This is a genomic window from Streptomyces sp. NPDC041205, from assembly GCF_055591765.1.
Window position 1 is genome coordinate 314,384 of the sequence record NZ_JBVIZH010000006.1, and the last position, 25,702, is coordinate 340,085.

General features: G+C 69.4%; 21 protein-coding genes. 4 read left to right on the forward strand and 17 right to left on the reverse strand.

All coding sequences use genetic code 11. From position 1 onward, the window contains the following. Positions 1-91 precede the first annotated feature (91 nt). From ACZ6BG_RS26500 to ACZ6BG_RS26515, 4 genes are all read right to left on the reverse strand, one after another. The gene (locus tag ACZ6BG_RS26500) at positions 92-466 is read right to left on the reverse strand and encodes an FKBP-type peptidyl-prolyl cis-trans isomerase (RefSeq protein ID WP_469005790.1); all 375 of its coding nucleotides are present in this window, start codon (positions 464-466) and stop codon (positions 92-94) included. A gap of 64 nt (positions 467-530) precedes the next feature. Next, complete coding sequence (locus tag ACZ6BG_RS26505) at positions 531-1,526, reverse strand: FKBP-type peptidyl-prolyl cis-trans isomerase (RefSeq protein WP_469005791.1); 996 nt, start codon at positions 1,524-1,526, stop codon at positions 531-533. A 184-nt stretch (positions 1,527-1,710) separates the two neighbouring features. Further along, positions 1,711-3,072, reverse strand: coding sequence for a Pup--protein ligase (gene pafA / locus ACZ6BG_RS26510; RefSeq protein ID WP_468453026.1), 1,362 nt, complete (start codon positions 3,070-3,072; stop codon positions 1,711-1,713). 9 nt (positions 3,073-3,081) lie between these two features. Next, positions 3,082-4,341, reverse strand: coding sequence for an MFS transporter (locus ACZ6BG_RS26515; RefSeq protein WP_469005794.1), 1,260 nt, complete (start codon positions 4,339-4,341; stop codon positions 3,082-3,084). A gap of 246 nt (positions 4,342-4,587) precedes the next feature. Between ACZ6BG_RS26515 and ACZ6BG_RS26520 the strand changes: the two genes are divergently transcribed. After that, positions 4,588-5,622: a LacI family DNA-binding transcriptional regulator gene (locus ACZ6BG_RS26520; protein WP_469005796.1), complete on the forward strand. Its 1,035-nt coding sequence runs from the start codon at positions 4,588-4,590 to the stop codon at positions 5,620-5,622. Between the two features lie 43 nt (positions 5,623-5,665). Here ACZ6BG_RS26520 and prcA read toward each other — a convergent pair whose 3' ends face one another. The 6 genes from prcA to arc all read right to left on the reverse strand — a co-directional run bounded on the left by prcA (position 5,666) and on the right by arc (position 11,425). Next, positions 5,666-6,442 (reverse strand): proteasome subunit alpha, encoded by a 777-nt coding sequence (prcA, locus tag ACZ6BG_RS26525; protein ID WP_469005800.1) that lies wholly within the window; start codon positions 6,440-6,442, stop codon positions 5,666-5,668. Between the two features lie 50 nt (positions 6,443-6,492). Beyond that, a complete protein-coding gene (prcB, locus tag ACZ6BG_RS26530; protein ID WP_380852719.1) occupies positions 6,493-7,338 on the reverse strand; it encodes a proteasome subunit beta in 846 nt (281 codons plus the stop codon). Beyond that, positions 7,290-7,547 (reverse strand): endonuclease domain-containing protein, encoded by a 258-nt coding sequence (locus tag ACZ6BG_RS26535; protein ID WP_469005803.1) that lies wholly within the window; start codon positions 7,545-7,547, stop codon positions 7,290-7,292. Before ACZ6BG_RS26535 ends, prcB begins: the two co-directional genes overlap by 49 nt. Beyond that, entirely contained in the window at positions 7,537-7,755 is a 219-nt protein-coding gene (locus tag ACZ6BG_RS26540; protein WP_016325855.1) for a ubiquitin-like protein Pup, read from the reverse strand. Before ACZ6BG_RS26540 ends, ACZ6BG_RS26535 begins: the two co-directional genes overlap by 11 nt. A gap of 132 nt (positions 7,756-7,887) precedes the next feature. Beyond that, entirely contained in the window at positions 7,888-9,399 is a 1,512-nt protein-coding gene (gene dop, locus ACZ6BG_RS26545) for a depupylase/deamidase Dop (RefSeq protein ID WP_469005806.1), read from the reverse strand. 259 nt (positions 9,400-9,658) lie between these two features. Then, positions 9,659-11,425, reverse strand: coding sequence for a proteasome ATPase (gene arc, locus ACZ6BG_RS26550; RefSeq protein ID WP_385724220.1), 1,767 nt, complete (start codon positions 11,423-11,425; stop codon positions 9,659-9,661). Between the two features lie 254 nt (positions 11,426-11,679). Here arc and ACZ6BG_RS26555 point away from each other — a divergent pair, with 254 nt between their 5' ends. Further along, positions 11,680-11,994 (forward strand): ferredoxin, encoded by a 315-nt coding sequence (locus ACZ6BG_RS26555; protein ID WP_469005810.1) that lies wholly within the window; start codon positions 11,680-11,682, stop codon positions 11,992-11,994. Positions 11,995-12,132: 138 nt separating this feature from the next. Here the strand turns inward: ACZ6BG_RS26555 and ACZ6BG_RS26560 are convergent, their stop codons facing one another. The 3 genes from ACZ6BG_RS26560 to ACZ6BG_RS26570 all read right to left on the reverse strand — a co-directional run bounded on the left by ACZ6BG_RS26560 (position 12,133) and on the right by ACZ6BG_RS26570 (position 15,557). Beyond that, complete coding sequence (locus ACZ6BG_RS26560; protein ID WP_469005813.1) at positions 12,133-12,717, reverse strand: hypothetical protein; 585 nt, start codon at positions 12,715-12,717, stop codon at positions 12,133-12,135. A 219-nt stretch (positions 12,718-12,936) separates the two neighbouring features. Further along, the gene (locus ACZ6BG_RS26565; RefSeq protein WP_016639459.1) at positions 12,937-13,839 is read right to left on the reverse strand and encodes a tRNA (adenine-N1)-methyltransferase; all 903 of its coding nucleotides are present in this window, start codon (positions 13,837-13,839) and stop codon (positions 12,937-12,939) included. 68 nt (positions 13,840-13,907) lie between these two features. Next, positions 13,908-15,557, reverse strand: coding sequence for a site-2 protease family protein (locus ACZ6BG_RS26570; protein WP_469005816.1), 1,650 nt, complete (start codon positions 15,555-15,557; stop codon positions 13,908-13,910). Positions 15,558-15,686: 129 nt separating this feature from the next. Between ACZ6BG_RS26570 and ACZ6BG_RS26575 the strand changes: the two genes are divergently transcribed. Continuing rightward, positions 15,687-16,595 carry a RecB family exonuclease gene (locus ACZ6BG_RS26575; RefSeq protein WP_469005819.1) on the forward strand — a complete coding sequence of 303 codons (909 nt, stop codon included), beginning with the start codon at positions 15,687-15,689 and terminating at the stop codon, positions 16,593-16,595. A gap of 15 nt (positions 16,596-16,610) precedes the next feature. After that, positions 16,611-17,282, forward strand: a complete 672-nt coding sequence (locus ACZ6BG_RS26580; protein WP_030356234.1) for a response regulator — start codon at positions 16,611-16,613, stop codon at positions 17,280-17,282. A 73-nt stretch (positions 17,283-17,355) separates the two neighbouring features. On the opposite strand, the gene ACZ6BG_RS26585 is transcribed toward ACZ6BG_RS26580, so the two are convergent. The 4 genes from ACZ6BG_RS26585 to metH form a co-directional block, all read right to left on the reverse strand. After that, a complete protein-coding gene (locus ACZ6BG_RS26585; protein WP_469005821.1) occupies positions 17,356-18,936 on the reverse strand; it encodes an ABC transporter substrate-binding protein in 1,581 nt (526 codons plus the stop codon). Between the two features lie 42 nt (positions 18,937-18,978). Next, on the reverse strand, positions 18,979-20,586 hold the full coding sequence (locus ACZ6BG_RS26590; RefSeq protein ID WP_469005823.1) for an ABC transporter substrate-binding protein: 1,608 nt from the start codon (positions 20,584-20,586) through the stop codon (positions 18,979-18,981). Between the two features lie 397 nt (positions 20,587-20,983). Beyond that, positions 20,984-21,679, reverse strand: a complete 696-nt coding sequence (locus tag ACZ6BG_RS26595) for an HAD family hydrolase (RefSeq protein WP_469005825.1) — start codon at positions 21,677-21,679, stop codon at positions 20,984-20,986. A 246-nt stretch (positions 21,680-21,925) separates the two neighbouring features. Further along, complete coding sequence (gene metH, locus ACZ6BG_RS26600) at positions 21,926-25,474, reverse strand: methionine synthase (protein ID WP_469005829.1); 3,549 nt, start codon at positions 25,472-25,474, stop codon at positions 21,926-21,928. Positions 25,475-25,702 lie beyond the last annotated feature (228 nt).

Here is a 25,702-nt window from a genome sequence, read left to right on the forward strand (position 1 = left end):
AAAGCCGAGGGCCCCTGCCGGGGTTGGCAGGGGCCCTCGACGGACACTTCCGGTCGGACGTGGACACGTCCGGGAGCGGCTCAGGGGTGGCTCAGACGGAGACCAGGTCGCAGACGAAGATCAGCGTCTCGCCCGGGGCGATGCGGCCGCCGCCGGCGCCGCGGTCGCCGTACGCCAGGTGCGCCGGGATGGTCAGCTCGCGACGGCCGCCGACCTTCATGCCCTGCACGCCCTGGTCCCAGCCGGCGATGACCTGTCCGGCGCCGAGCTGGAACTCCAGCGGGTTGCCGCGGTTCCAGGAGGCGTCGAACTCCTCACCGGTGGAGAAGGACACGCCCACGTAGTGGACCTTGACGAAGTCGCCCGCCTTGGCCTCGGCGCCGTCGCCCTCCCAGATGTCCTTGATCTGCAGCTCGGCGGGGGGCTCACCGACGGGGAAGTCGACCTCGGGCTTGTCGATGCTCACGAAAAACTCCTGCTCATGTGCGTTATGGGCAACCGGGACAGTCTGCCATCCGTCCCAGGGGTGATCACATCTTGGCGAGGATGTCCACGGAGAAGACCAGCGTGGAGTCCTTCTTGATGGAGCTGCCCTGCGGCGGCTTGTCGCCGTAGCCCTCCTTGGGGGGCACGACCACCAGGACGCGGCTGCCGACCTTCTTGCCCTTCAGGCCCTCACGCCAGCCGGGGATGACCTGCGCGAGCGAGAACTGCGCGAGCTGACCGCTCTTGTACGAGGAGTCGAACTGCTTGCCGTCCGCCCACAGCACGCCCTTGTACTGGCACAGGAGCGTGTCGCTCTCCTTGACCTCGTCGCCGTCGCCCTCGATGACATAGGCCGATGCGACCTTCTTCGGGGCGGCCGTCTTCGGTACGTCGATGGAGGGGGCCTTGCCGTCGGTGTTCGTCCCGACCTTCGGCAGGTCCTTGTTGTCCTGGGCGACTTCCTTGCCCTTGGCGGAGCTCTTCGTGCTGAACGTGTTCACGATGTCGACGACGAACACCAGGGTGTCCGTGCCCTTGATGCCCGCCTGCTTGTTGCCCTGCTTGCCGTACCCCAGCTCCGGGGGGATGGCGAGCTCGACGCGGCTGTCGATCTTCTTGCCGACCAGGGCCTGGTCCCAGCCCGGGATGACCTGGCCGACACCGATCGGGAAGATCGTCGGGGCCTTGCGGTCGTAGGAGTTGTCGAAGACCTTGGCCGTGTCCCAGATCTGGCCCAGGTAGTGAGCCTGGAGGTAGTCGCCCTTGGCGACCGTGGCGCCCTTGCCCGCGATGAGCGTCTTCACCGCGAGGTCGGACGACGGCTTGCCGGAGCCCTTGGCGATGGTGGGCTTCTCGCCGAACTTCGTGCCCTTGCTCACGGCGGGCACGGGGCCGTCGACGATCTTCGCCTTCGGCGGCGTGGAATTCGACGGGGACGGGCTGTCCTTGGACTTGGCCTTGTCGGACTTGTCGTCGTCGCCGCATCCGGCCAGGGTCAGCAGGCCGGCCGGAACGGCCAGGAGAAGTGAGCGTCGGCGCACGGTGGGGGCCTCGTATCAATCGATCTTGTGGGTTGGCGTGCGCGCAACTCTACGCAGTGAGAAGGGCGCCGTACGAGGAACGTACGGCGCCCCGCGTTGCGTTCCCACAACACCCTGGCGTCTCGTGGGCCACAATCCGGCCACCCACCGACCGCGGGCCTGTCACCCGGCGGTCATGCCCGGCTCACATTCCGGCGATCAGCTTCTCCACCCGGTCGTCGACGGAACGGAACGGGTCCTTGCACAACACGGTGCGCTGCGCCTGGTCGTTGAGCTTGAGGTGCACCCAGTCCACCGTGAAGTCCCTGCGCTGCTCCTGGGCACGGCGGATGAAGTCGCCGCGCAGCCGCGCCCGGGTGGTCTGCGGCGGCACCGACTTGCCCTCGAAGATCTTCAAGTCGTTGCAGATCCGGGCGGCTTGGCCCTTCCGCTCCAGGAGGTAGTACAGGCCCCGGCGGCGGTGGATGTCGTGGTAGGCGAGGTCTATCTGCGCGACCCTCGGGTGCGACATCGTCATGTTGTTCTTGGCGCGGTACCGCTCGATGAGCTTGTACTTCATCACCCAGTCGATCTCGGTGGCGATGCGGTCCAGGTCCTCGCTCTCGATCGAGTCGAGCGTGCGGCCCCAGAGCTCGAGGACCTGCTCGACCGTGCCGGTGCGGATGCCGCGGCGCTCGACGAAGTCGACCGCCTTCTCGTAGTACTCGCGCTGCACCTCCAGAGCGGAGGCCTCCCGGCCGCTGGCCAGGCGGACCTTGCGGCGGCCCGTGATGTCGTGGCTGACCTCACGGATGGCCCGGATCGGGTTCTCCAGCGTCAGATCCCGCATCACCGTGCCCGCTTCGATCATCCGGAGCACGAGATCGGTCGCGCCGACCTTCAGGAGCATGGTCGTCTCGGACATGTTCGAGTCGCCGACGATCACATGCAGTCGGCGGTAGCGCTCGGCGTCCGCGTGCGGCTCGTCACGCGTATTGATGATCGGCCGCGAGCGTGTCGTCGCCGACGACACACCCTCCCAGATGTGCTCCGCGCGCTGGCTCACGCAGTACACCGCGCCGCGCGGGGTCTGCAGCACCTTGCCCGCGCCGCACAGCAACTGCCGGGTGACGAGGAACGGAATCAGGATGTCCGCGAGACGCGAGAACTCCCCGTGCCGTGCCACGAGATAGTTCTCATGACAACCATAGGAGTTTCCCGCCGAGTCGGTGTTGTTCTTGAAGAGATAGACGTCGCCCGCGATTCCCTCCTCGTGCAGGCGGCGTTCGGCGTCGACGAGCAGGCCTTCCAGAATGCGCTCGCCTGCCTTGTCGTGGGTGACCAGCTCGGTCACGTTGTCACACTCGGGTGTGGCGTATTCCGGGTGTGAACCCACGTCGAGATACAGGCGGGCGCCGTTCCGCAGAAAGACGTTGCTGCTGCGGCCCCATGACACAACACGGCGGAAGAGGTAGCGCGCCACTTCGTCAGGCGACAGACGGCGCTGTCCCCTGAACGTGCACGTGACGCCGTACTCGTTCTCCAGCCCGAAAATGCGGCGGTCCATGACTGAACATTACGCCCGATGCCCCGCACTGAAACCGGGTTCGGCGGCACCGTTTCGATCATTTTCCGATGAACCCGCAACCACCGGGCCCACACCTGCGGATGCGAACGCCCGCCCTGTGCACACGAGCACCAGCAGTGCCGCCCCACCCGCGAGTCCCGGAACGGCGAACCCCCACCGTGTCCCTGCCCACTCGACCACGGGACCGCCCGCCGCGGTGCCGACCGACGTGCCCACCGTGAACGTCGTCACCAGCCACGAGAACGCCTCCGTGACCGTGCCCCGGGGCGCGTGCCGGTCCACGACGATGAACGCGCACGCGAGCGCCGGCGCGAGGAACACCCCGGCGAGCGCGGTCAGCGCCACCATCCCCGCCGCGCCCGGCACCAGGACCAACGGCACGTAGCAGACCGCGAGCAGCGCCACGAGCAGCACCAGGCGCCGCTCCGGCGCGCCGCTCCACTGCCGCGCCCCGTAGACCGCCCCGCCCGCGAGCGCACCGAGGCCGAGGCCCGCCATCATCCAGCCGTACACCGCGTCCCCGCCATGCCCGTCCGCGTACGACACCCCCGCCACCGTGATCGCGCCGAGCGCCGTGCCGACGAACAGGAACGCGCCGAGGAGCGCGAGCAGTCCCGGGGAGCGCAGCGCGCCGAGCCAGTGCGCCTCACGCGGCGCCGACCGCCACGCGCGCGAAGGGCGCGACACCACCACCGACAGCGCGCCGAGCACACCGATCACGTTCACGACGAGCAGCGCGGCGCTCGCCGACCACAGCGACACGAGCCCGGTCACCAGGAGCGGCCCGACGGTGAACATGACCTCCTGTGCCACGGCGTCCATCGCGTACGCCGTGTGGACCTGCCCCTCCTTGTGCAGCACGTCCGGCCACAGCGCCCGCAGGCCGCCCTCCAGCGGCGGCGTGAACAGTCCGGCGACCACCATCGCGGTGTACGCGGCGACCAGCATGTCGGGGCCGGTGAACGCGAAGGCCGCCATGCCGAGGCCCGAGACGACGGCCGCCGGCAGCATCACGCGCGGCTGGCCGTGGAGGTCCACCAGGCGCCCGAGCAGCGGCTGCCCCACCGCCGTCGCCACTCCGTAGACCGCGGCCAGCGCGCCGGCCAGGCTGTACGAGCCGCCCTCCGCGCGGACGAACAGCACGATGCCGATCGCCGCCGTCGCGTTCGGCAGTCGGCCCACGAGCGTGCCCGCGAGGAGTCGTGTCGCGTACCGCGCGCGCAGGATCTCGCCGTAACCGGAAGCCATCAGTGAGCCTCTCCTCGCCCGCCCGCGCGCCGATGCGCCCTTAGTTGTACGTATAACGTCGCGGGGTCATACGTACCATGTGCGCTGTTCACCAGTCCACTGTCCGTGCGCGCCCGCCGTGCGCAGGGCGCCCCGACCGCCGGCGCGGGACCGCGTCCCGGTGCCGACCGCACCCCCGCACCCGCCCCGCCACCCGGGGCCCCACCGCCCCACCACGCCGGGGCCCACAGCGACCAGGAGACGTCCGTGGCCGGACCCCAGCACGACACCGCGGCCCCCCGCCCCACCAGCCGCGACGTCGCCCGCGCCGCCGGGGTCTCGCAGGCCACCGTCTCCCTCGTCCTGGGCGACAAGTGGCAGGGCCGCGTCGCCGAGCGCACCGCCGAGCGCGTCCGCGCCGCCGCCCGCGAACTCGGCTACCGGCCCAACCTCGCCGCCCGCAACCTCCGCCTCGGCCGCACCCGCACCGCCCTCCTCGTCGTCCCCGCCCTCACCAACGAGTTCTTCGCCCGCGTGCACACCGGAGCCGCCCGCGTCGCCGCCCGGCACGGCTTCGGCGTGGTCCTCTACCCCACCCCGGACCTCACCGCCCCGGCGCGCGACCCCTTCGACTCCGCCCGCGCCTCACTCGACGGCGTGCTCGCCTCCTCCATGGCCTCCGAGGCCCTCGGCGCGATCCGCGGCGACGAACTCCCCCTCGTCATGCTCGACAGCGACCCCGCGGGCAGCCTCGGCGCCAGCACCGTCAACCTCGACATCGCCGACGGCATGCGCCAGGCCACCGAGCATCTGCTCGCCCTCGGCCACCGCGACCTCCTGCACCTGGCCGCCGACATCGACTCCTGGACCTTCCACGTGCGCCGCGACGCCCTCGTCGCCGCCGTCCAGGGCACCGGTGCGACCGTCCGCACCGCCAAGGCGCTGCTCACCGTCGACGACGCCCGCATCGCCGCCGAGACCGCGCTCAGCGGACCAGGACCCCGCCCCACCGCCGTGGTCTGCGACGACGACATCCTCGCCGCGGGTGTCTGCAAGGCCGCCCGCCGCCTCGGCCTGCACGTCCCCGAAGACCTCAGCGTCACCGGGTTCGACGATCTGACCCTCGCCACCGCCGTCGAGCCCGAACTCACCACCGTCGCCCTGCCCGCCGAACGCTTCGGCGAGCAGGGCATGGCCACTCTCATCGCCGTCCTCGACGGCCGCGCCCCCGAGCCCGCGGCCCTGCCCGCCCACCTCGTCGTCCGCGGCTCCACGGCACAAAGCCCCGTGCCCCGACGCTGAACGCCGGGGCACGGGGCCAATTCGCCTGCTTCAGGCCGCGGAACTACTCCTCGGACGCGCCCGAACCGGAATCCGACGCGGCGTCCGACTCCGCGTCGTCCCCCGCGTCCGCCGCCGTGCCGTCCTCGCCGAGCAGCCGCTCCAGTTGCCGGCCGACGATCCGCTTGAACTTCCGCTGCTGCGGCCGCGTACGGTCGAGGACCGCCACCTCGAGGCGCTCCGCGGGGATCTCCCGCTCGCTGCCGTTGGTGTCACGCGACAGCGACTGCACCGCGAGCTTCAGCGCCTCGGCGAGCGTCATCCCGTCCTGGTGGCGCTGATCGAGATACGTACTGATCTGTTCCGCGTTGCCGCCCACCGCGACCGAGCCGTGCTCGTCGACGATCGAGCCGTCGTGCGGCAGCCGATAGATCTGGTCGCCGTCCGGCGTCGTGCCGACCTCGGCCACGACCAGCTCGACCTCGTAAGGCTTCTCCGCGTTGCTGGAGAAAATCGTGCCCAGCGTCTGTGCGTACACATTCGCCAGACCGCGGGCCGTCACATCGTCACGGTCATAGGTGTAACCCCGCAGATCGGCGTAGCGGACGCCGCCGATGCGGAGGTTCTCGTACTCGTTGTACTTACCGGCCGCGGCGAAACCGATCCGGTCATAGATCTCGCTGAACTTGTGCAGCGCACGGGACGGGTTCTCACCGACGAACACAATGCCATCGGCGTACTGCAGCACGACCAGACTGCGACCACGGGCGATGCCCTTGCGGGCGTATTCCGCCCGGTCGGCCATGGCCTGCTGGGGTGAGACATAGAACGGCGTCGACACCGGCTATCCGTCCCTTTCTGTCAAAAATTCACACAACAACAACGGGGCACTCAGAGCAGCGCGGCGCGCGGTCCGTCCGGCTGCTCGAGACGACGAGCCAGAATCGAGCGCGCGATCTCGGAGGTCTCCGCCTCCGCCAGCCTCCGGAAGCCCTCTTCGGAGATCACCGTCACAATCGGATAGATCCGCCGGGCGACATCCGGACCGCCCGTCGCCGAGTCGTCGTCCGCGGCGTCGTACAACGCCTGCACGACGAGTGTCGTCGCCTGCTCCTCCGTCAGGTCGTCGCGGTAGAGCTTCTTCATCGCCCCACGCGCGAAGACCGAGCCCGAGCCCGTCGCCGCGAATCCGTGCTCCTCGCTGCGGCCGCCCGTCACGTCGTACGAGAAGATGCGGCCCTTGGCGCGGTCCACGTCGAACCCCGCGAAGAGCGGGACGACCGCGAGGCCCTGCATCGCCATGCCCAGGTTGGACCGGATCATCGTCGAAAGCCGATTGGCCTTGCCCTCCAGGGAGAGCGTCGCGCCCTCGACCTTCTCGAAGTGCTCCAGCTCCAGCTGGAACAGCTTCACCATCTCCACGGCGAGACCGGCCGTGCCCGCGATGCCGACCGCCGAGTACTCATCGGCCGGGAAGACCTTCTCGATGTCGCGCTGCGCGATGACATTGCCCATCGTGGCGCGACGGTCACCGGCGAGCACCACGCCACCGGGGAACGTCGTCGCCACGATGGTCGTGCCGTGCGGAGCCTCGAGCACCCCTTGCGTCGGCGGCAACTGCCGCTTGCCGGGGAGCATTTCCGGCTGGTGCTCGGAGAGAAAGTCCATGAAGGACGAGGAACCAGGGGTCAGGAAGGCAGCCGGTAGACGCCCGGGCTTTCGAGTGTTGGCTTCCACGGGTTTCCTTCCAGGTAACTGATGGCCCGGCGCAAGGTGCCGGGAGCATCTCCCAACTTGCCGATCGCCGAATTGCAGTTGAAGCACAGTACGCCACGGACCCTACCCGTCTCGGGGCAGTGATCCACATGGGCCGCCGCGCTTTCGCAGCGCACTCGACAGCCCGCACCCGCCCTTGGAAACCAAGGGATAGGTGGCCTACTGGCCACCCTTTTGCACGAAGGAGCGCACGAAGTCCTCCGCGTTCTCCTCAAGGACGTCGTCGATCTCGTCCAGGACGGAGTCCACGTCGTCGCTCAGCTTCTCCTGGCGCTCCTTGAGGTCCTCGGAAGCCTGCGCGTCCTGCGCCTGCTCCTCGACCTCCTCGGTGGAACGCGTCGCCTTCTGCTGTCCGCCGCCGGTGTCCTTGGTCGCCATCTACCTCACCCCGCTCGGTTAGACGTTTCTTGATCAGACCCTACAAGCCGGGTCTGACATCGGCCCCGCACTTCGTACAACGTGCGGGGCCCACCTCTGTGATTCCCCCGCCGCCGGCCTTTCAGCCGCCTTTCAGCCTCCGGAGAGCACCCGGACCAGATCCTCCGCCGTGCGGCACCGGTCGAGGAGCTCCTTGACGTGATTACGCGTTCCGCGAAGCGGCTCCAGGGTGGGCACACGCTGGAGCGAGTCGCGTCCGGGCAGGTCGAAGATGACCGAATCCCATGAGGCCGCGGCGACGTCGTCGGCGTACTGCTCCAGACAGCGGCCCCGGAAGTAGGCGCGGGTGTCCTCGGGCGGCTTGGTGCGGGCCCGCTCGACGTCGCCCTCGTCCAGGAGGCGCTTCATCTTGCCGCGGGCCGCGAGGCGGTTGTACAGGCCCTTCTCGGGGCGTACGTCCGCGTACTGGAGGTCCACCAGGTGCAGGCGCGCGGCGTCCCAGTCGAGGCCGTCACGGCGGCGGTAGCCCTCCATGAGTTCCCGCTTGGCGACCCAGTCGAGCTCTCCGGAGAGGCTCATCGGGTTGTTCTCCAGGCGGTTCAGGACGTCTTCCCAGCGGCTGAGGACGTCCTTGGTCTGGCCGTCCGCATCGGCGCCGTACCGCTCCTCGACGTACTTGCGGGCCAGCTCGAAGTACTCCATCTGGAGCTGCACCGCCGTGAGCGTGCGCCCGCTACGGAGCGTGACCAGGTGCTGGAGAGTCGGGTCGTGGGAGATCTGGTGGAGGGTGCGCACGGGCTGGTCGACGGCGAGGTCCACCGCGATGAAGCCGTCCTCGATCATGGCGAGGACCAGCGAGGTGGTGCCGAGCTTGAGGTAGGTGGAGATCTCCGAGAGGTTCGCGTCGCCGATGATCACATGCAGGCGGCGGTACTTCTCGGCGTCGGCGTGCGGCTCGTCGCGGGTGTTGATGATGGGCCGCTTGAGGGTGGTCTCCAGGCCGACCTCGACCTCGAAGTAGTCCGCGCGCTGGCTGAGCTGGAAGCCGTGCTCGTGGCCGTCCTGGCCGATGCCGACGCGGCCCGCCCCGGCGAAGACCTGCCGGGAGATGAAGAAGGGCGTGAGGTGGCGCACGATGTCCGAGAACGGGGTCTCCCGCTTCATCAGGTAGTTCTCGTGCGTGCCGTAGGAGGCGCCCTTGTTGTCGGTGTTGTTCTTGTAGAGGTGGATCGGCTGGGCGCCGGGGAGCGCGGCGGCCCGCTCGGCGGCCTCGGCCATGATGCGTTCGCCGGCCTTGTCCCAGAGGACGGCGTCGCGGGGGTTGGTGACCTCCGGGGCGCTGTACTCGGGGTGCGCGTGGTCGACGTAGAGGCGGGCCCCGTTGGTGAGGATCACGTTGGCGAGGCCGATGTCCTCGTCGGTGAGCTGGCTGGCGTCGGCGGATTCGCGGGCGAGGTCGAAGCCCCGCGCGTCCCGCAGCGGGTTCTCCTCCTCGAAGTCCCAGCGGGCGCGTCGCGCCCGGTGCATCGCCGCGGCGTAGGCGTTGACGATCTGGGACGAGGTGAGCATGGCATTGGCGTTGGGGTGGCCGGGGACGGAGATGCCGTACTCCGTCTCGATGCCCATTACTCGCCGTACGGTCATGCGGCCCTCCTTGCCCGGCGGCGCCCTCGGTCGGGGGCGCCGCTCAAGTACCGCTGGTTCTCCGGTGCGTGTGCGGTGCCCGTCCCCGCACTGCGCGACTCGGCGGTACGGAAGAGCCTAGAACGCCTCTGCGCTGGTGGGGAGATCATTTCCTGCTTTGCTCTCGCTGGGTTGGTGACGCGGCTGCGAGGCGCCCGCGACCGGCGGAAAACAGTCGGCTGCGGGTACCCGTGGAGGGCACCCGCAGCCGCCCTGTCATCTACAGGTACTGACCGGTGTTGGCCACCGTGTCGATGGAGCGTCCGGTGTCGGCGCCCTGCTTGCCGGTGACGAGCGTGCGGATGTACACGATCCGCTCGCCCTTCTTGCCGGAGATGCGGGCCCAGTCGTCCGGGTTGGTGGTGTTGGGCAGGTCCTCGTTCTCCTTGAACTCGTCGATGCAAGCCTGGAGGAGGTGAGAGACCCTGAGGCCCTTCTGGTTCTGCTCGAGGAAGGCCTTGATGGCCATCTTCTTGGCGCGGCCGACGATGTTCTCGATCATGGCGCCGGAGTTGAAGTCCTTGAAGTAGAGGACTTCCTTGTCGCCGTTCGCGTACGTGACCTCGAGGAAGCGGTTCTCCTCGGACTCGGCGTACATCTGCTCCACGACGGACTGGATCATGCCGTGCACGGTGGCGGCCTTGTCGCTGCTGTGCTCGGCGAGGTCGTCGGAGTGCAGCGGCAGTCGTTCGGTGAGGTACTTGGCGAAGATGTCCTTGGCCGCCTCGGCGTCCGGGCGCTCGATCTTGATCTTCACATCGAGGCGTCCGGGCCGCAGAATGGCCGGGTCGATCATGTCCTCGCGGTTGGAGGCGCCGATGACGATGACGTTCTCCAGGCCTTCCACACCGTCGATCTCGGCGAGCAGCTGGGGGACGATGGTGTTCTCTACGTCCGAGCTGACGCCGCTGCCGCGAGTGCGGAAGAGGGATTCCATCTCGTCGAAGAAGACGATGACGGGGGTGCCCTCGCTCGCCTTCTCGCGTGCGCGCTGGAAGACCAGGCGGATGTGCCGCTCGGTCTCGCCGACGTACTTGTTGAGGAGCTCGGGGCCCTTGATGTTGAGGAAGAAGCTCTTCCCCGCGGGCTGCCCGGTGACCTCGGCGACCTTCTTGGCAAGGGAGTTGGCGACGGCCTTGGCGATCAGTGTCTTGCCGCAGCCGGGCGGGCCGTAGAGCAGGACGCCCTTGGGCGGCCGCAGTTCGTGCTCCTTGAAGAGGTCGGGGTAGAGGTACGGGAGCTCGACGGCGTCACGGATCATCTCGATCTGACCGCCGAGGCCGCCGATCTTCTCGTAGCTGATGTCCGGGACCTCTTCGAGGACCAGTTCCTCTACTTCGCTCTTCGGTACGACCTCGTAGACGTAGCCGGAGCGGGGCTCGAGCAGGAGGGCGTCTCCGGGGCGGATGGTGACGTCCAGGAGCGGCTCGGCGAGCCTCACCACCCGTTCCTCGTCGGTGTGACCGAGCACCAGGGCTCGTTCGCCGTCCTCCAGGATCTCCTTGAGGGTGACGATGTCTCCGACGCTCTCGTACTCCATGGCCTCGACCACGTTGAGCGCTTCGTTGAGCATGACTTCCTGGCCGCGCCTGAGATCGTCGAGTTCGACGCTCGGGCTGACGTTCACGCGGAGCTTGCGGCCGCCGGTGAAGATGTCGGCGGTGCCGTCCTCGTTCGCCGTGAGGAAGACTCCGAAGCCTGCCGGCGGCTGTGCGAGCCGGTCGACTTCTTCCTTAAGGGCCACGATCTGGTCGCGGGCCTCGCGGAGCGTGTTGGCGAGCCGTTCGTTCTGCGCGGACACGCCTGCCAGGTTGGTCTGCAGCTCGACGATCCGCTCTTCGAGAATCCTCGTATGACGCGGAGAGTCGGCGAGCTTGCGTCGCAGGACGGCGATTTCCTGCTCGAGATAGGCAACCTGACCGGCTGGGTCCTCAGACCCTCGCCCCGGCCGGATGCCGCGGTTGATGTCGTCGTCGTGGGCTGCCACGGTCCTCACCTCCTCCAAGGGGAGCTGGACGCTTCCTGACCCTACCTGGGTGGGTGCTGATTGAAACCCCTAGATCACAAAGACGGTGGGGGTGTGTCCGATCTTCACCCTTGCGCTCTCCCTCACGCCAGGGGAATACCCACCCAACAACATCGGAAAGCCGCCGGTTGTAGGGTCGAACTGTTCAACACCCGTCAGGGCTGGCCGGACTTGCAGCAAAGTCGGCCCTGCTCGACGCAGTTTCGGCAGGAGAGATGACCGTGCAGCACGAGGCGGAGACCGTCGGCGAGAGCCATGATCTGCTCGAGGTCTGGATCGATCAGGACCTGTGTACCGGCGACGGCATCTGTGCCCAGTACGCGCCGGAGGTCTTCGAGCTGGACATCGATGGCCTGGCCTATGTGAAGGGCGGCGACGACGAGCTGTTGCAGACGCCGGGGGCGACAACACCCGTGCCCCTGCCGCTGCTGCGGGACGTCACCGACTCCGCGAAGGAGTGCCCGGGTGACTGTATTCATGTACGTCGGGTTTCGGACAAGGTCGAGGTCCACGGCCCCGACGCAGAGTGACTGAATTGTTTCGCTGCGTGAGCGAAATGTGGCCCGTGATTACCGTCCGACGGTAACCACGGGCCCTCCTCGTGTCCGCCGGGTGTCCCCGGAGTCCACACGCCGTCCACAGCGGCGGCGTGTGGGGCGGCGGGTGCGTCACACCCCGCGCGTCGCGCCGGGTGTCGAGCGGGTGAACGCGCCGTTCTTCCACTGCCACTTGGTCTCGTCGCGGAGATCGGGGCGGTAGCGGGGCACGTCGATCGAGGAGTAGCCGAGGAGCGTCGCGGTCACGGCGCCCTGGCGCACCGCGAGCGCGCTGACGGTGCGGCCCTCCTTGGCCTCGAGGAGGGTGGCGACGACGCGCGGCTTGCCCTCCCGGGGCCGGGTGATGACGTACAGGGCGTGCGGCGGGGTGCCGGAGCCGGCTTGGCAGCGCACGGCGGCGACGGTCTCGGGTCGGCCGTCGCCGTCGAGGTCGCCGGTGGCCTTCTTGGCGACGACGGACTTGGCGGGGCAGTCCAGGGGGTAGGCGACGGCGGCCGGGTCGGGTGCGGGCGCCGGGGCGCTCCTCGACTCCGGTTCGCGTTCGGGCGGGGCGGCGGTGGCCGGGTCGGGCTGGAGGAAGCCCGAGGCCGCGACGACGGCGGCGAGCGCGGCGGCGGTGGCCACCCAGTGGATGGGTCGGGTGGCCCACGGCCGGTCCACCGTGTGGGCCAGTTCCGGGACGGCGGGGTGCTGCACGAGGAGTGTCTCCTGTGAGGGCTGTGCCGGTGGGGGTGGGTGGCCAGCATGCTGCCACACCTCACAGCGCCGGGGAACACCGGGGGCCGGTGCGCTGACACACGCCCAACGCGGCGGCGCCGCCGTCGAGTTCCCTGGGTCCGGTGGGAACTCGACGGCGGCGTCGGTGCGTTGTGTGCAGTACGCCGGGCGCGTGGAGTGCGCGTCCGGGCGGGGCGGTCAGCGGGGGCTGCCGCCGTCGGCGTTCGGGCCGGTGTAGTCCTCGCCGTAGGCGCCCTTGGCGGGGCGGCGGCGCCGCATGGGCGGCTCGACGCCGTCCGCGAGGCGGCGGGCGGTGAGGAGGAAGCCGGTGTGGCCGATCATGCGGTGGTCCGGGCGGACGGCCAGGCCCTCGATGTGCCAGTTGCGGATCATCGATTCCCAGGCGGTCGGCTCGTTGAAGCCGCCGATCTCGCGGATCGACTCGACGGTGCGGGCCAGCTGCGTGGTGGTGGCGACGTACGCGCACAGGATGCCGCCGGGCACCAGGGCCTTGGAGACGGCCTCCAGGCACTCCCAGGGGGCCAGCATGTCGAGGATGACGCGGTCGACCTCGGTGTCGGACAGGTTGTCCTGGAGGTCGCCGACGGTGAGCTGCCAGGCGGGGTGGGGGCCGCCGAAGTAGCGCTCCACGTTCTGCTGGGCGATCTCGGCGAAGTCCTCGCGGCGCTCGTAGGAGTGCAGCATGCCGTGGTCGCCGATGGCGCGCAGCAGGAAGGCGCTGAGCGAGCCGGAGCCCACGCCCGCCTCCACGACGCGCGCGCCGGGGAAGATGTCGGCGAAGGCCAGGATCTGCCCCGCGTCCTTGGGGTAGACCACGGCGGCGCCGCGGGGCATGGACAGGACGTAGTCGGGGAGCAGGGGACGCAGCGCGAGGTAGGCGACGTTCCCCGTGGTGCGGACAACACTGCCCTCGGGAGCGCCGATCAGCTCGTCGTGCGGGAAGGAACCCTTGTGGGTGTGGAAATTCTTCCCGGCCTCGAGCGTGAACGTGTAGTGGCGTCCCTTGGGGTCGGTGAGCTGGACCTGGTCCCCGACCTTGAAGGGCCCGCGTCGGCGGGCGGCACCGGTCGGTTCGGACATGTGACCAGCCTACCGGCCGTGGCGGGGGCCGCCGACCACCGCGCTCGCGCGGGCCCCGCCGGGCGCGGTCAGCTGGGCCGGGCCATGGCGTTGACGAAGGCGCGCTCGACGTCGGCGGCGGACAGGACGCCGTAGATCTCGCCGGAGGCCTCGACGACCAGGTACTCGGTGGCCGGGGTGGCCCGCAGCCGGTCGAGGAGTTCCTCCCCCGCGAGGTCGACGGGGACGCGCATGCCTTCAGTGATGTCCTGGGCGAGGCCGCTGACGGTGACCCAGGGACGGCGGTGTTCCGGAACGCCGACGATGGCGGCCTCCCGGACCACGGACAGGGGGTCGCCGTCGGCGTCCACCACGACCAGGGCGCGGGCGCCCGCGGCGTTGGCTCGGCGCAGGGCCTCCGACAGCGGGGTGTCGGTCTCCACGGGGACGGCGCGGCGGGTGAGCGCGCGGGCGCGCAGTTCGGGCAGGTGCTCGCGCAGCCGGGCCATGCGCAGGCTGTTGCCCGCCCCGGTCCAGATGATGGCGGCGAGGATCGCGGCGAGCAGGGCGTCGGTGACGGTGTCCATGCCGCCGATGTCCTGGGTCTCGCCGCCGAGGGCGCCGGACTGGTTGAGGATCGGCAGGCCGATGAGGACGGAGATGGCGAGCGCGCGGCCGACCCAGGCGGCGGCGATGGTGCCGCTCATGGGCTTGCCGGTGATCTTCCAGACGACGGCGCGGAGCATCCGGCCGCCGTCGAGCGGGAGGCCGGGCAGGAGGTTGAACGCGGCGACGATGAGGTTGGAGATCATCAGTCCGGCGAGCAGGACGCCGGGGACGGTGCCGGGTTCCACGGCGCGCATGCCCACGTAGAACACGCCCGCGAGGACCAGGGACAGCAGAGGGCCGACGAAGGCGAGGACGAACTCGCGGCCGGGGGTCTCGCTCTCCTTCTCGATCTCGCTGACGCCGCCGAAGAACTGGAGCTGGATGCGGCGCACGGGGAGCTTGAAGCGGAGTGCGGCGACGGTGTGGGCCAGCTCGTGCACGAGCACGGAGGCGTAGAAGGCGACGGCGAAGAACAGGGACACGAGATAGCGGGCGTTCCCGAGCTCGGGCAGGACCCGGTCGAGCTGGCCGCCGAACACCCAGGTGATCAGCGCGGCGACGAGGAACCAGCTGGGCGCGACGTAGACGGGCACGCCGAAGGGGCGCCCCATGAGGAGCCCGCCACCGGGGTTCTTCGGCTCGTCCTTGTCCCCACTGTTCCCCCTGTTCCCCTTGGCCCCCTTGAGCGGCTCACCGGTGTGGTGGGCGTGGGCCCGTTCGGGGGTCGGCGCGGGGGCCTTGGGCGGGGTGGGCCGGTCGGCGGGGTCGGGCTTGCGCGTGGATACGGAGGTGGTGGAAGGCCGGGGTGCGGACTCCCCGTCGACCGTGGGGCGCGCCGCGCTCGGCGCCCCTTCGGGCTCGCCGGTCGCGTCGTCGGGTCGGTCCGGGGCACCGTGGCCTTCGGGCCGGATCCGGGCCCGCCCCTCCCCCGCGTCACCCGCGTGGGCGTCCCCCTCGGCGCCAGGGCGCCCGGCCGGGGGCCGGGGCGCGCTGGACGGCGCGCTCTCCGCCTGACCGGACGCGCTCGCCGTCAGGCCGGGCGAGGTCTCCGCCTGGTCGGAGGCGTGCTCCGCCTGGTCGGGCGCGTGCTCGTCGGACTGCGGCCTGCCGCTGCCGCCGCTTTCGTCCACGATGTCCCCTCGTTCGAAGCGTCCCCCGCTCCTGCTGTGGCGCGGTACACACACGATCATGCAGGGCGGGAGGGTCTGTCGTCGATGGTATGCGGCCGTTGTCAGTGGCGGGTCGTAGGGTCTGTCGTCATGGAAACCAGGACCGAAGACGTCGGGGTGGCCGCGCGCCCGGCGTCCCTGTCACCCTCGCGCGCGAGCGACTTCATGCAGTGTCCGCTGCTGTATCGCTTCCGGGTGATCGACAAGCTGCCGGAGAAGCCGAGCCCGGCGGCGACGCGGGGCACCCTGGTCCACGCGGTCCTGGAGAGACTCTTCGACGCGCCGTCGGCGGAGCGCACCGCGCCGCGGGCCAAGGAGCTGATCCCGGGCCAGTGGGACCGGCTGCGCGCGGCCAAGCCGGAGCTGGCGGAGCTGTTCGCCCAGGACGGCGAGGGCGGCACGGACAGCGGCGACGGCGCGGCCGAGCGCATGGCCCAGTGGCTCGCGGACGCGGAGAAGCTGGTCGAACGCTGGTTCACGCTGGAGGACCCCACCCGACTGGAGCCCGCCGAGCGGGAGCTGTTCGTGGAGGCCGAGCTGGCCTCGGGCCTGAAGCTGCGGGGCATCATCGACCGCGTCGACGTAGCCCCCACCGGCGAGGTCCGCATCGTCGACTACAAGACCGGCAAGGCCCCCCGCCCCGAGTACGCGGAGGGCGCGCTGTTCCAGATGAAGTTCTACGCCCTCGTGGTGTGGCGCCTGAAGGGCCTGATCCCGCGCCGTCTCCAGCTCGTCTATCTCGGCAGCGGCGACGTCATCACGTACGACCCGGTGGCGGCCGACCTGGAGCGGGTCGAGCGCAAGCTGCTCGCCCTGTGGGACGCCATCGTGCTCGCGACGGAGACGGGGAACTGGCGGCCGAGGCCGACGAAGCTGTGCGGCTGGTGCGACCACCAGGCGGTCTGCCCTGAATTCGGCGGCACGCCGCCGCCGTATCCGCTTCCGGTGAGGCCGCCGGAGTCGCCGGACGCGGAGCAGGGCAGAATGGGCCCGGGCTAGGCGAAGGAGAGTTACGTGGCCATCCGCGTCCTACTGGTCGATGACCAGCCGCTGCTGCGCACGGGTTTCCGGATGATCCTGGAGGCCGAGCAGGACATCGCGGTCGTCGGCGAGGCCGGAGACGGTCTGCAGGCGCTGGATCAGGTCCGGGCGTTGCAGCCCGATGTCGTGCTGATGGACATCCGCATGCCGCGGATGGACGGGGTCGAGGCGACCCGGCAGATCACAGGACCCGGCCGGGACGGACCGGCGAAGGTCCTCGTCCTGACCACCTTCGACCTCGACGAGTACGTGGTCGAGGCGCTGCGCGCCGGTGCCAGCGGCTTCCTCCTGAAGGACGCGCCGGCGAACGAGCTGGTGCAGGCGATCCGGGTGGTCGCCGCGGGTGAGGCGATGCTCGCGCCGAGCATCACGCGCCGCCTACTCGACAAGTACGCCGGACACCTCCCGTCCGGCGACGAGCCGGTCCCGGACACGCTGCACACCCTCACCGACCGTGAGGTCGAGGTGCTGAAGCTGGTGGCGCGCGGTCTTTCCAACGCGGAGATCGCCGCGGACCTGTTCGTCAGCGAGACCACGGTGAAGACGCATGTGGGGCACGTCCTGACGAAGCTGGGCCTGCGCGACCGCGTACAGGCGGCGGTGTACGCCTACGAGAGCGGCCTCGTCCGGCCGGGCGCGCAGTAGCCCGAGTGCAGAGCACGACTGAGGGGGCGCCCGGCCGGGCGCCCCCTCAGTCGTGCTCGCCTCACCTCGGGCGTCAGTCCTTGCTGAGCTCCCAGAAGCGGAAGACGGTCGACGCGTCCAGGCAGGACTCCACGCCGTAGACGTTCTCCTGGACGACCGCGTACTGCTTGGCCTGCCAGACCGGCAGGATGGGCAGCTCGGTGGCGACGATGTCCTGGAGTTTGCCGTAGGCCTTGTCGGTGTTGGTGCGGTCGCTCTGCGCGGCCGTGTCGGGGATGATCTTCCCGGTGATGTCGCCGTTCTCGTAGTGGTTCGACAGGACGTTGCCCTTGCCGAAGAACGGCTGCGTGAAGTTGTCCGGGTCCGGGTAGTCCGGCACCCAGCCCTTGACGTAGACGCCGTACTTCCCGGCCTCGATGTCCTTCTCGTACTGCTCGAACTCGACGGACTTCACATCCGCCTCGAACAGGCCGCTGGCGTTGAGCTGCTTGGCTATCGCGCGCAGCTCCTCGTCGGTGGCCGGGCCGTAGCGCGACGGGGTGGACCACAGCGTCAGCTTGGCCTTGCCCTCGACACCGGCCCCGCGCAGGGCCGCGGCGGCCTTGTCGCGCTGCGGGCGGGCGCCGTAGGTGTCGAAGAAGGCGGTGTTGTGGCCGCCGATGCCGGCCGGGACGATCGAGTACAGCGGGGTCGCCGTGCCCTGGTACACCTCCTCGACCAGCGCTTCGCGGTCGAGGAGGTAGGCGACGGCCTTGCGCACGCCGGGCTTGCCGGCGATCGGGTCCTTCATGTTGAACACCAGGTGCTGCACTTCGGCGCTGGTGCCCTCGACGACCTCCATCTTGCTGTCGGAGGTGCCCTTCTCGAGGTCGGCTATGTCCCCGGCGGCGAGGCCTCGGTAGGCGACGTCGATGTCGTGGTCGGTGATCGCCTGCTTCAGGCCCTTGCGGTCGCCGTGGAAGAAGCGCAGGGTGACGCCGTCGTTGCGGGTCTTGGCGGTGCCCTCGTAGCCGGAGTTGACGGAGAAGACCGCCTCGTCCTTGTCGAACGAGTCGAGCTTGTACGGGCCGGAGCCCACCGCATCGCCGTCGGCGCGCAGCTTGTCCTTGGGGTACTCGCGGTGGTCGACGATCGAACCGGCACCCGAGGCGATCTTGCTCGGGAAGGTCGCGTCGGGGAACTTCAGCTTGAAGACGACCGTCTTGGCGTCCGGCGTCTCGACCTCGTCGAGCATCGGGAACATGATCGCCGGGCCGGTCTTGTCGTTGATCTCCCGGACGCGGTCGAAGGAGTACTTGACGTCCTTCGAGGTCAGGTCGTTGCCGTTGCTGAACTTCAGGCCGTCGCGCAGCGTGCAGGTGAAGACCTTGGTCTGCTGGTCGGTGAAGGCGCACTTGCGCGCGGCCTCCGGCTCCGGCTCGGTCGCGCCGTTGGGGAAGCTCAGCAGCGACTGGAAGACGTTGTTGAACAGCAGCCACGAGCCCGGGTCGTAACCGGAGGCCGGGTCGGTGGCGAGGACGTCGTCGGACATCCCCACCACCACGGAGTCGCTGTCCGCGGCGGAGCCGCCGGACTCCGATCCGCAGCCCGTCAGCAGGGTGGCGGCCAGCCCGGAGGTGAGGGGCAGGGCCAGCCACTGGTTGCGCATTTTCACTTGCGTGCCTTGTCGTTGTTTCCGTACTCGGTGAAGCGCCGGTCAGTCGCTCACACCGCGGGCGAGCTCCCACAGCTGCAGATTCGAGGAGGAGTTGAGAGCCCATTCGACGCCCGTGATGTCGTCACGTGCGGCGATGTACTGCTTGCCCTGCCACAGCGGCAGCACCGGGACGTCTTCGGCCACGATGTCCTGGATCTTCTCGATGCTCTTGCTGGCGCTGAGGCGGTCGGCCTCGCGCCGGGAGGTGGGGATCAGTTCGTCGTTGATGGTGCTGTTGCGGTACGGCGAACCGAGGAAGTTGTCCTTGTCGAGGAACGGCGCGAGGAAGTTGTCGGCGTCCGGGAAGTCGGGGAACCAGCCCATGCCGTAGACGTCGTACTTGCCCTCGCGCTCCGCCGGGCGGAAGGTGTTCCAGATCTCGCCCTTGATCTTCACGTCGAAGAGGCCGGTGGAGTTCAGCTGCTGCTGCAGCGTCTCGAACTCCTTCTTCGTGGCCGGGCCGTAGTGGTCCGTGGTGTAGTGCATGGTCAGCTTGACGGGCGTGTCGATGCCCGCGTCGGTGAGCAGCGCCTTGGCCTTCTTCGGGTCCGGCTGTTCGTACTTGTTGAAGAACGAGTTGGAGTGGCCGGTGATGGTGGTCGGCACCAGCGAGTACAGCGGGTCGGCCATGGAGCCGTACACGTCGCTCGCGAGCGCGCCTCGGTCGACGATCTGGGCCATGGCCTGGCGGACGGCCTTGTTCTTGACGGTCGACGCGTTGGTGTTGAAGGCGAGGTAGCGGATCTCGAGGCCGGGCATCTCGACGAGGTCGATGTCCTTGCCGGGGTTCCCGTCCAGCTTCTTCACCTGCTGCGGCGACATGGTGCGGGTCATCAGGTCGATGTCGCCGCTGTCGAGGGCCTTGCCCATCCCGGCCGCGTTCACGAAGGTGCGCAGCTCGACCTTCTCGTTCTGCTGGCCGAAGGAGCCCTTGTAGTGCGGGTTCTTCGTGAAGACCGACTTGACGAGCTGGTCGCCCTTGACCTCCTGCTTGACGGTGTACGGTCCAGAGCCGTCCACCTCGAAGCCGTTCCGCAGCTTCGTCTTGCTGTAGTGATCGGGGCTGACGATGCCCGCGATCGGTGTGGCGAGCTTGTACGGGAACGTCGCGTCCGGGCTCTTGAGGTGGAAGACGACACCGCGGTCGCCCTGGACCTCGATGGTCTCGACGTTCGACACGAGGCCGTCGACACCGCTGGAGTTGGCGACCTTCATGTCCCGCACCCGCTCGATGGAGAACTTCACATCGGAGGCGGTCAGGGGCTTGCCGTCGGCGAACTTGAGGTCCTTGCGCAGCGTGCACGCGTACCGCTCGTTGCCGGTGTCGGTGAAGCCGCACTTCTGTGCCGCCTCGGGCTCCGGCTCGCCGCCCCCGCGCGGCATGGCCATCAGCGTCTGCAGGGTCTGCCGCAGAATGTTCCAGGTGCCGGCGTCGTAGGAGTACGCAGGGTCGAAGGGAGCCGGGACTTCCTTCGAGACGGCGAACCGGTCCGTGGTGCCCACCGCGATGGGGTCGTCGCTGTCCCCGCTGCCCGAACCGCCACACGCGGCGAGCGTGGGGGCGAGCAGACCTATCAGGGCCGGCAGCACCAAAGTCTTGCGGTTCATGCTGGACGTTCTCCAGAACTCTTGAATACCCGTGTTTTCCGGCAACGGCGGGGTGGGGTCGATGGGGCACGGGGGGGGTGGGGCGATGTTCTCGCGACGAGATTAGTCCGCACCAGCAGAGGCGTTGGAGGAGACCGGAGTTGAGCTGCCATCACGCAGTGATACGGGGCGTGGACACACCGATAACCCGACACCGGAAGGTTTCGTGCACGGGCGGCCCAATCAGGACACAAGGTCACGCCCCGCCCAGGGGGTAAGGGCTCTCCGGCATAGGATCGAAGACCTGTCGACCCTCTTTGAAGTGGGAAACGTCACACTTTCAACTGGCCGTGCGCCCCGGGCATTTCGGCCACCCGAGGCTGGTTCACCGGCTGTCATGCCCGTTCGGGCACTCTCCTCAGAGGCTCATCAGGCCGTGCAGGAACCGCAGGTCGACCTGTTCGAGGGACGGCACCACGGTGCGGCCCGCGGCCGGGGCGATCGGCGCGACGGACGGTACGGCCACGACTCGGCAGCCCGCGGCCTCGGCTGCGGCCACACCGGTCGCGGTGTCCTCGATGACGGCGCAGCGGCCCGGCTCGGCGCCGAGGCCCGCGGCGGCGATCAGATAGGGGTCGGGGTGCGGCTTGGTGCGCTCCACCTCGTCGCCGGCCACGGTCAGACGGAAGTGGTGGGTGCCGACGGAGCCGAGGATCCGGTCGATGATGCGTCGGTGCGAGGCCGAGACGAGGGCCGTCGGTACGTCGTGGGCGGCGAGTTCGGCAAGGAGTCTGGCGGCGCCCGGCATCAGCGGCAGGGCGCGGCCGATGCGGTCCTCGAAGCCGTCGTTGAGCAGCACGGTCAGCTCGGCGAGGGTGATGTCGGCGCCGGTGGCCTCGATGAGGAAGCCGGCGCTGCGGGTCATGGGGCCGCCGACGACGATGTCGCGCCAGGACTCGTCGAGGGTGTGCCCGAGCGCCGCGAAGACCTCCACCTCGGCGTCCCACCAGAAGCCCTCGGTGTCGACGAGGGTTCCGTCCATGTCGAGGAGAACGGCCTGCAGAGCGGATCCTTCGGCCGTTCGGGTACCGAGGGCGGGAACCGTGCTGGTCATCGGGCACACCTCCATGAGGGACGAGAAGGCCGGCCCCCCAAGGGGGACCGGCCTGAGCTGGACCGACCAGTGTACGTTCCTGGCGCGGAACGCGCGCTGCGATATCTCTCCTGGGTCGGGTGCCGTTGCGGGGGTCGCGCCCACGGACCCCCGCTGTCGGCGCTCCGCGCCTCGTCCTCAATCGCCGGACGGGCTCGGATCCACCGTCCGTCGGCCAGTTCGCTGCCGCCGGACGGGGTCAACTCCTCACCTCGCGTTGAAGTACTTCGCCTCCGGGTGGTGGATGACGATCGCGTCCGTCGACTGTTCGGGGTGGAGTTGGAACTCCTCCGAGAGTTCCACGCCGATCCGCTCCGGCTGGAGGAGTTCGGCGATCTTGGCGCGGTCCTCCAGGTCGGGGCAGGCGCCGTAGCCGAGGGAGAAGCGGGCGCCGCGGTACTTGAGGGCGAACATGTCCTCGACGTCGGCCGGGTCCTCGCCGCCGAAGCCGAGTTCGGAGCGGACACGGGCGTGCCAGTACTCGGCCAGGGCCTCGGCCAACTGGACGGACAGCCCGTGCAGTTCGAGGTAGTCGCGGTAGGCGTTGGCCTCGAAGAGCTTGGCGGTCTCCTCGCCGATCCGGGAGCCGACGGTGACGACCTGCAGGCCGACCACGTCCACCTCGCCGGACTCCTCGGGGCGGAAGAAGTCGGCGAGGCACAGGCGTCGGCCCCGGCGCTGGCGCGGGAAGGAGAAGCGGGTGCGCTCGTTGCCCTGCTCGTCCAGGATGATCAGGTCGTCGCCCTTGGACACACAGGGGAAGTAGCCGTAGACGACGGCGGCTTCGAGGAGGTTCTTGGTCTGGAGTTCGTCCAGGAGGCCGCGCAGCCGCGGGCGGCCCTCGGTCTCGACCAGTTCCTCGTACGTCGGTCCGTCGCCGACGCGGGCCTGCTTCAGGCCCCACTGGCCCTTGAACAGCGCGCCCTCGTCCAGCCAGGAGGCGTACTCCTTGAGCTGGATGCCCTTGATGACGCGGGTGCCGCGGAACGGGGGCGTGGGCACGGGGTTGTCGGTCGCGACGTCGGAGCGGGCGGGGCCCTCGGGCTCCTTGACCTCCAGGACGGGCGTGTCCCGCTTGGGGACGCGGCGCTGCTTGAGCTCGGGCAGGGTGGCGCCGGGCACGCCGCGCTTGACGGCGATGAGGGCGTCCATCAGGCGCAGGCCCTCGAACGCGTCGCGGGCGTAGCGGACTTCGCCCTCGTAGATCTCGTGCAGGTCCTGTTCGACGTAGGCCCGGGTGAGCGCGGCGCCGCCGAGGATGACCGGGTAGTCGGCGGCCATCTGGCGCTGGTTCAGCTCCTCCAGGTTCTCCTTCATGATCACCGTGGACTTGACCAGGAGCCCGGACATGCCGATGACGTCGGCGCGGTGTTCCTGCGCGGCGTCGAGGATCGCGGCGACGGGCTGCTTGATGCCCAGGTTGACCACGTTGTAGCCGTTGTTGGACAGGATGATGTCGACGAGGTTCTTGCCGATGTCGTGGACGTCGCCGCGCACGGTGGCGAGCACGATGGTGCCCTTGCCCTCCGCGTCGGACTTCTCCATGTGCGGCTCCAGGTGGGCCACCGCGGACTTCATCACCTCGGCGGACTGGAGCACGAACGGCAGCTGCATCTGGCCGGAGCCGAACAGCTCACCGACTACCTTCATGCCCTCGAGGAGCGTGTCGTTGACGATGTCCAGGGCGGGGCGCTCCTGGAGCGCCTCGTCCAGGTCGGCCTCCAGGCCGTTCTTCTCGCCGTCGATGATGCGGCGCTTGAGGCGCTCCTCCAGCGGCAGGGCGAGGAGTTCCTCGGCCTTGCCGGCCTTCATCGACTTCATGTTGACGCCCTCGAACAGCTCCATGAGCCGCTGCAAGGGGTCGTAGGCGGGCTCGTCGCCCTGCTGGGGGCGGCGGCGGTCGTAGATCAGGTCGAGGGCGACCTTGACCTGCTCCTCCTCCAGGCGGGCGATCGGCAGGATCTTCGAGGCGTGCACGATCGCGGAGTCCAGGCCCGCCTTGACGCACTCGTCGAGGAACACCGAGTTGAGCACCACGCGGGCGGCCGGGTTGAGGCCGAAGGAGATGTTGGAGAGGCCGAGGGTGGTCTGGACGTCGGGGTGGCGCTTCTTCAGCTCGCGGATGGCCTCGATGGTGGCGATGCCGTCGCCCCGGGACTCCTCCTGACCGGTGCAGATGGTGAAGGTCAGGGTGTCGATGAGGATGTCCGACTCGTGGATGCCCCAGTTGGTCGTCAGGTCCTCGATGAGGCGCTCGGCGATGGCGACCTTGTTCTCGACGGTGCGGGCCTGGCCCTCCTCGTCGATGGTGAGGGCGATCAGGGCGGCGCCGTGCTCCTGGGCGAGCGCGGTGACCTTCGCGAACCGGGACTCGGGGCCGTCGCCGTCCTCGTAGTTGACGGAGTTGATGACCGCGCGGCCGCCCAGCTTCTCCAGGCCCGCCTGGATGACGGGCACCTCGGTGGAGTCGAGGACGATGGGCAGCGTGGAGGCGGTGGCGAAGCGTCCGGCCAGCTCCTGCATGTCGGCGACGCCGTCCCGGCCGACGTAGTCGACGCACAGGTCGAGCATGTGGGCGCCCTCGCGGATCTGGTCGCGGGCCATCTCCACACAGTCGTCCCAGCGGGCGTCCAGCATGGCTTCGCGGAACTTCTTCGAGCCGTTGGCGTTCGTACGCTCGCCGATGGCCATGTACGAGGTGTCCTGGCGGAACGGCACGGTCTGGTAGAGCGAGGCGGCACCGGGCTCGGGGCGCGGGTCGCGCGCGGTCGGGGTCAGGCCGCGGACGCGCTCGACGACCTGGCGCAGGTGCTCGGGCGTGGTGCCGCAGCAGCCGCCGACCAGGGACAGGCCGTACTCGCGGACGAAGGTCTCCTGGGCGTCGGCCAGCTCGGGGGCGGTCAGCGGGTAGTGCGCGCCGTCCTTGCCGAGGACGGGCAGGCCGGCGTTGGGCATGCAGGCCAGCGGGACGCGGGAGTGCCGGGCCAGATAGCGCAGGTGCTCGCTCATCTCGGCCGGTCCGGTCGCGCAGTTCAGGCCGATCATGTCGATGCCCAGCGGCTCCAGGGCGGTCAGCGCGGCGCCGATCTCGGAGCCGAGCAGCATGGTGCCGGTGGTCTCGACGGTGACGGAGCAGATCAGCGGCACGGTGGCGCCGGTGGCGTCCAGGGCGCGGCGGGCGCCGAGGAGGGCGGCCTTGGTCTGCAGCAGGTCCTGGGTGGTCTCCACCAGGAGGGCGTCGGCGCCGCCCGCGATCATGCCTTCGGCGTTCTGCTGGTAGGCGTCGCGCAGCAGGGTGTACGGGGCGTGGCCGAGGGTGGGCAGCTTGGTGCCGGGGCCCATGGAGCCGAGGACCCAGCGCTGCTGGCCGGTGGAGAGGGTGAACTCGTCGGCGACCTCGCGGGCGATGCGGGCGCCGGACTCGGAGAGCTCGAAGACGCGCTCGGGGATGTCGTACTCGCCGAGGGCCGCGTGGTTCGCGCCGAAGGTGTTGGTCTCGACGCAGTCGACGCCCGCGGCGAAGTACTCGCGGTGGACGGAGGCGACGATGTCGGGGCGCGTGACGTTCAGGATCTCGTTGCAGCCCTCGAGGTTCTGGAAGTCCTCGAGGGTGGGGTCCTGTGCCTGCAGCATGGTGCCCATCGCGCCGTCGGCGACCACCACGCGGGTCGCCAGTGCTTCGCGGAGGGCGTCGGCCCGGTTCCCGGCGGAGGTGTCCACCGCGGAAGCGGATGAGGGGGTCGGCGACGAGGCCATGAATGAGCTCCCTGGAGTGCGACGGCTGTCGGCTTTGCGGGTTCCTTGGGGACCCGCACCCGGCCAGGGTAGCGGGGACCCCTGTCCCACCGTGAGAGCGTCCCAGCGGGCGGACCCCTTCCACCACGTGGCCGGAAGTAGTCGTACGGCCGTGTCTCCGGGGAAACGCCATGTGCGCACCCTTAGCCACAGGTCGGCAACGACCGATAGTGTTCAGCATTGTCGAAC

Bases quoted from the DNA above. Each gene is read 5' to 3' on its own strand.
- dop (WP_469005806.1), bottom strand. From the start codon at position 9,399: ATGACCGTACGGCGAGTAATGGGCATCGAGACGGAGTACGGCATCTCC.
- ACZ6BG_RS26590 (WP_469005823.1), bottom strand. From the start codon at position 20,586: ATGAACCGCAAGACTTTGGTGCTGCCGGCCCTGATAGGTCTGCTCGCC.
- ACZ6BG_RS26515 (WP_469005794.1), bottom strand. From the start codon at position 4,341: ATGGCTTCCGGTTACGGCGAGATCCTGCGCGCGCGGTACGCGACACGA.
- pafA (WP_468453026.1), bottom strand. From the start codon at position 3,072: ATGGACCGCCGCATTTTCGGGCTGGAGAACGAGTACGGCGTCACGTGC.
- ACZ6BG_RS26555 (WP_469005810.1), top strand. From the start codon at position 11,680: ATGACCGTGCAGCACGAGGCGGAGACCGTCGGCGAGAGCCATGATCTG.
- ACZ6BG_RS26575 (WP_469005819.1), top strand. From the start codon at position 15,687: ATGGAAACCAGGACCGAAGACGTCGGGGTGGCCGCGCGCCCGGCGTCC.
- metH (WP_469005829.1), bottom strand. From the start codon at position 25,474: ATGGCCTCGTCGCCGACCCCCTCATCCGCTTCCGCGGTGGACACCTCC.
- ACZ6BG_RS26565 (WP_016639459.1), bottom strand. From the start codon at position 13,839: ATGTCCGAACCGACCGGTGCCGCCCGCCGACGCGGGCCCTTCAAGGTC.
- ACZ6BG_RS26595 (WP_469005825.1), bottom strand. From the start codon at position 21,679: ATGACCAGCACGGTTCCCGCCCTCGGTACCCGAACGGCCGAAGGATCC.
- ACZ6BG_RS26540 (WP_016325855.1), bottom strand. From the start codon at position 7,755: ATGGCGACCAAGGACACCGGCGGCGGACAGCAGAAGGCGACGCGTTCC.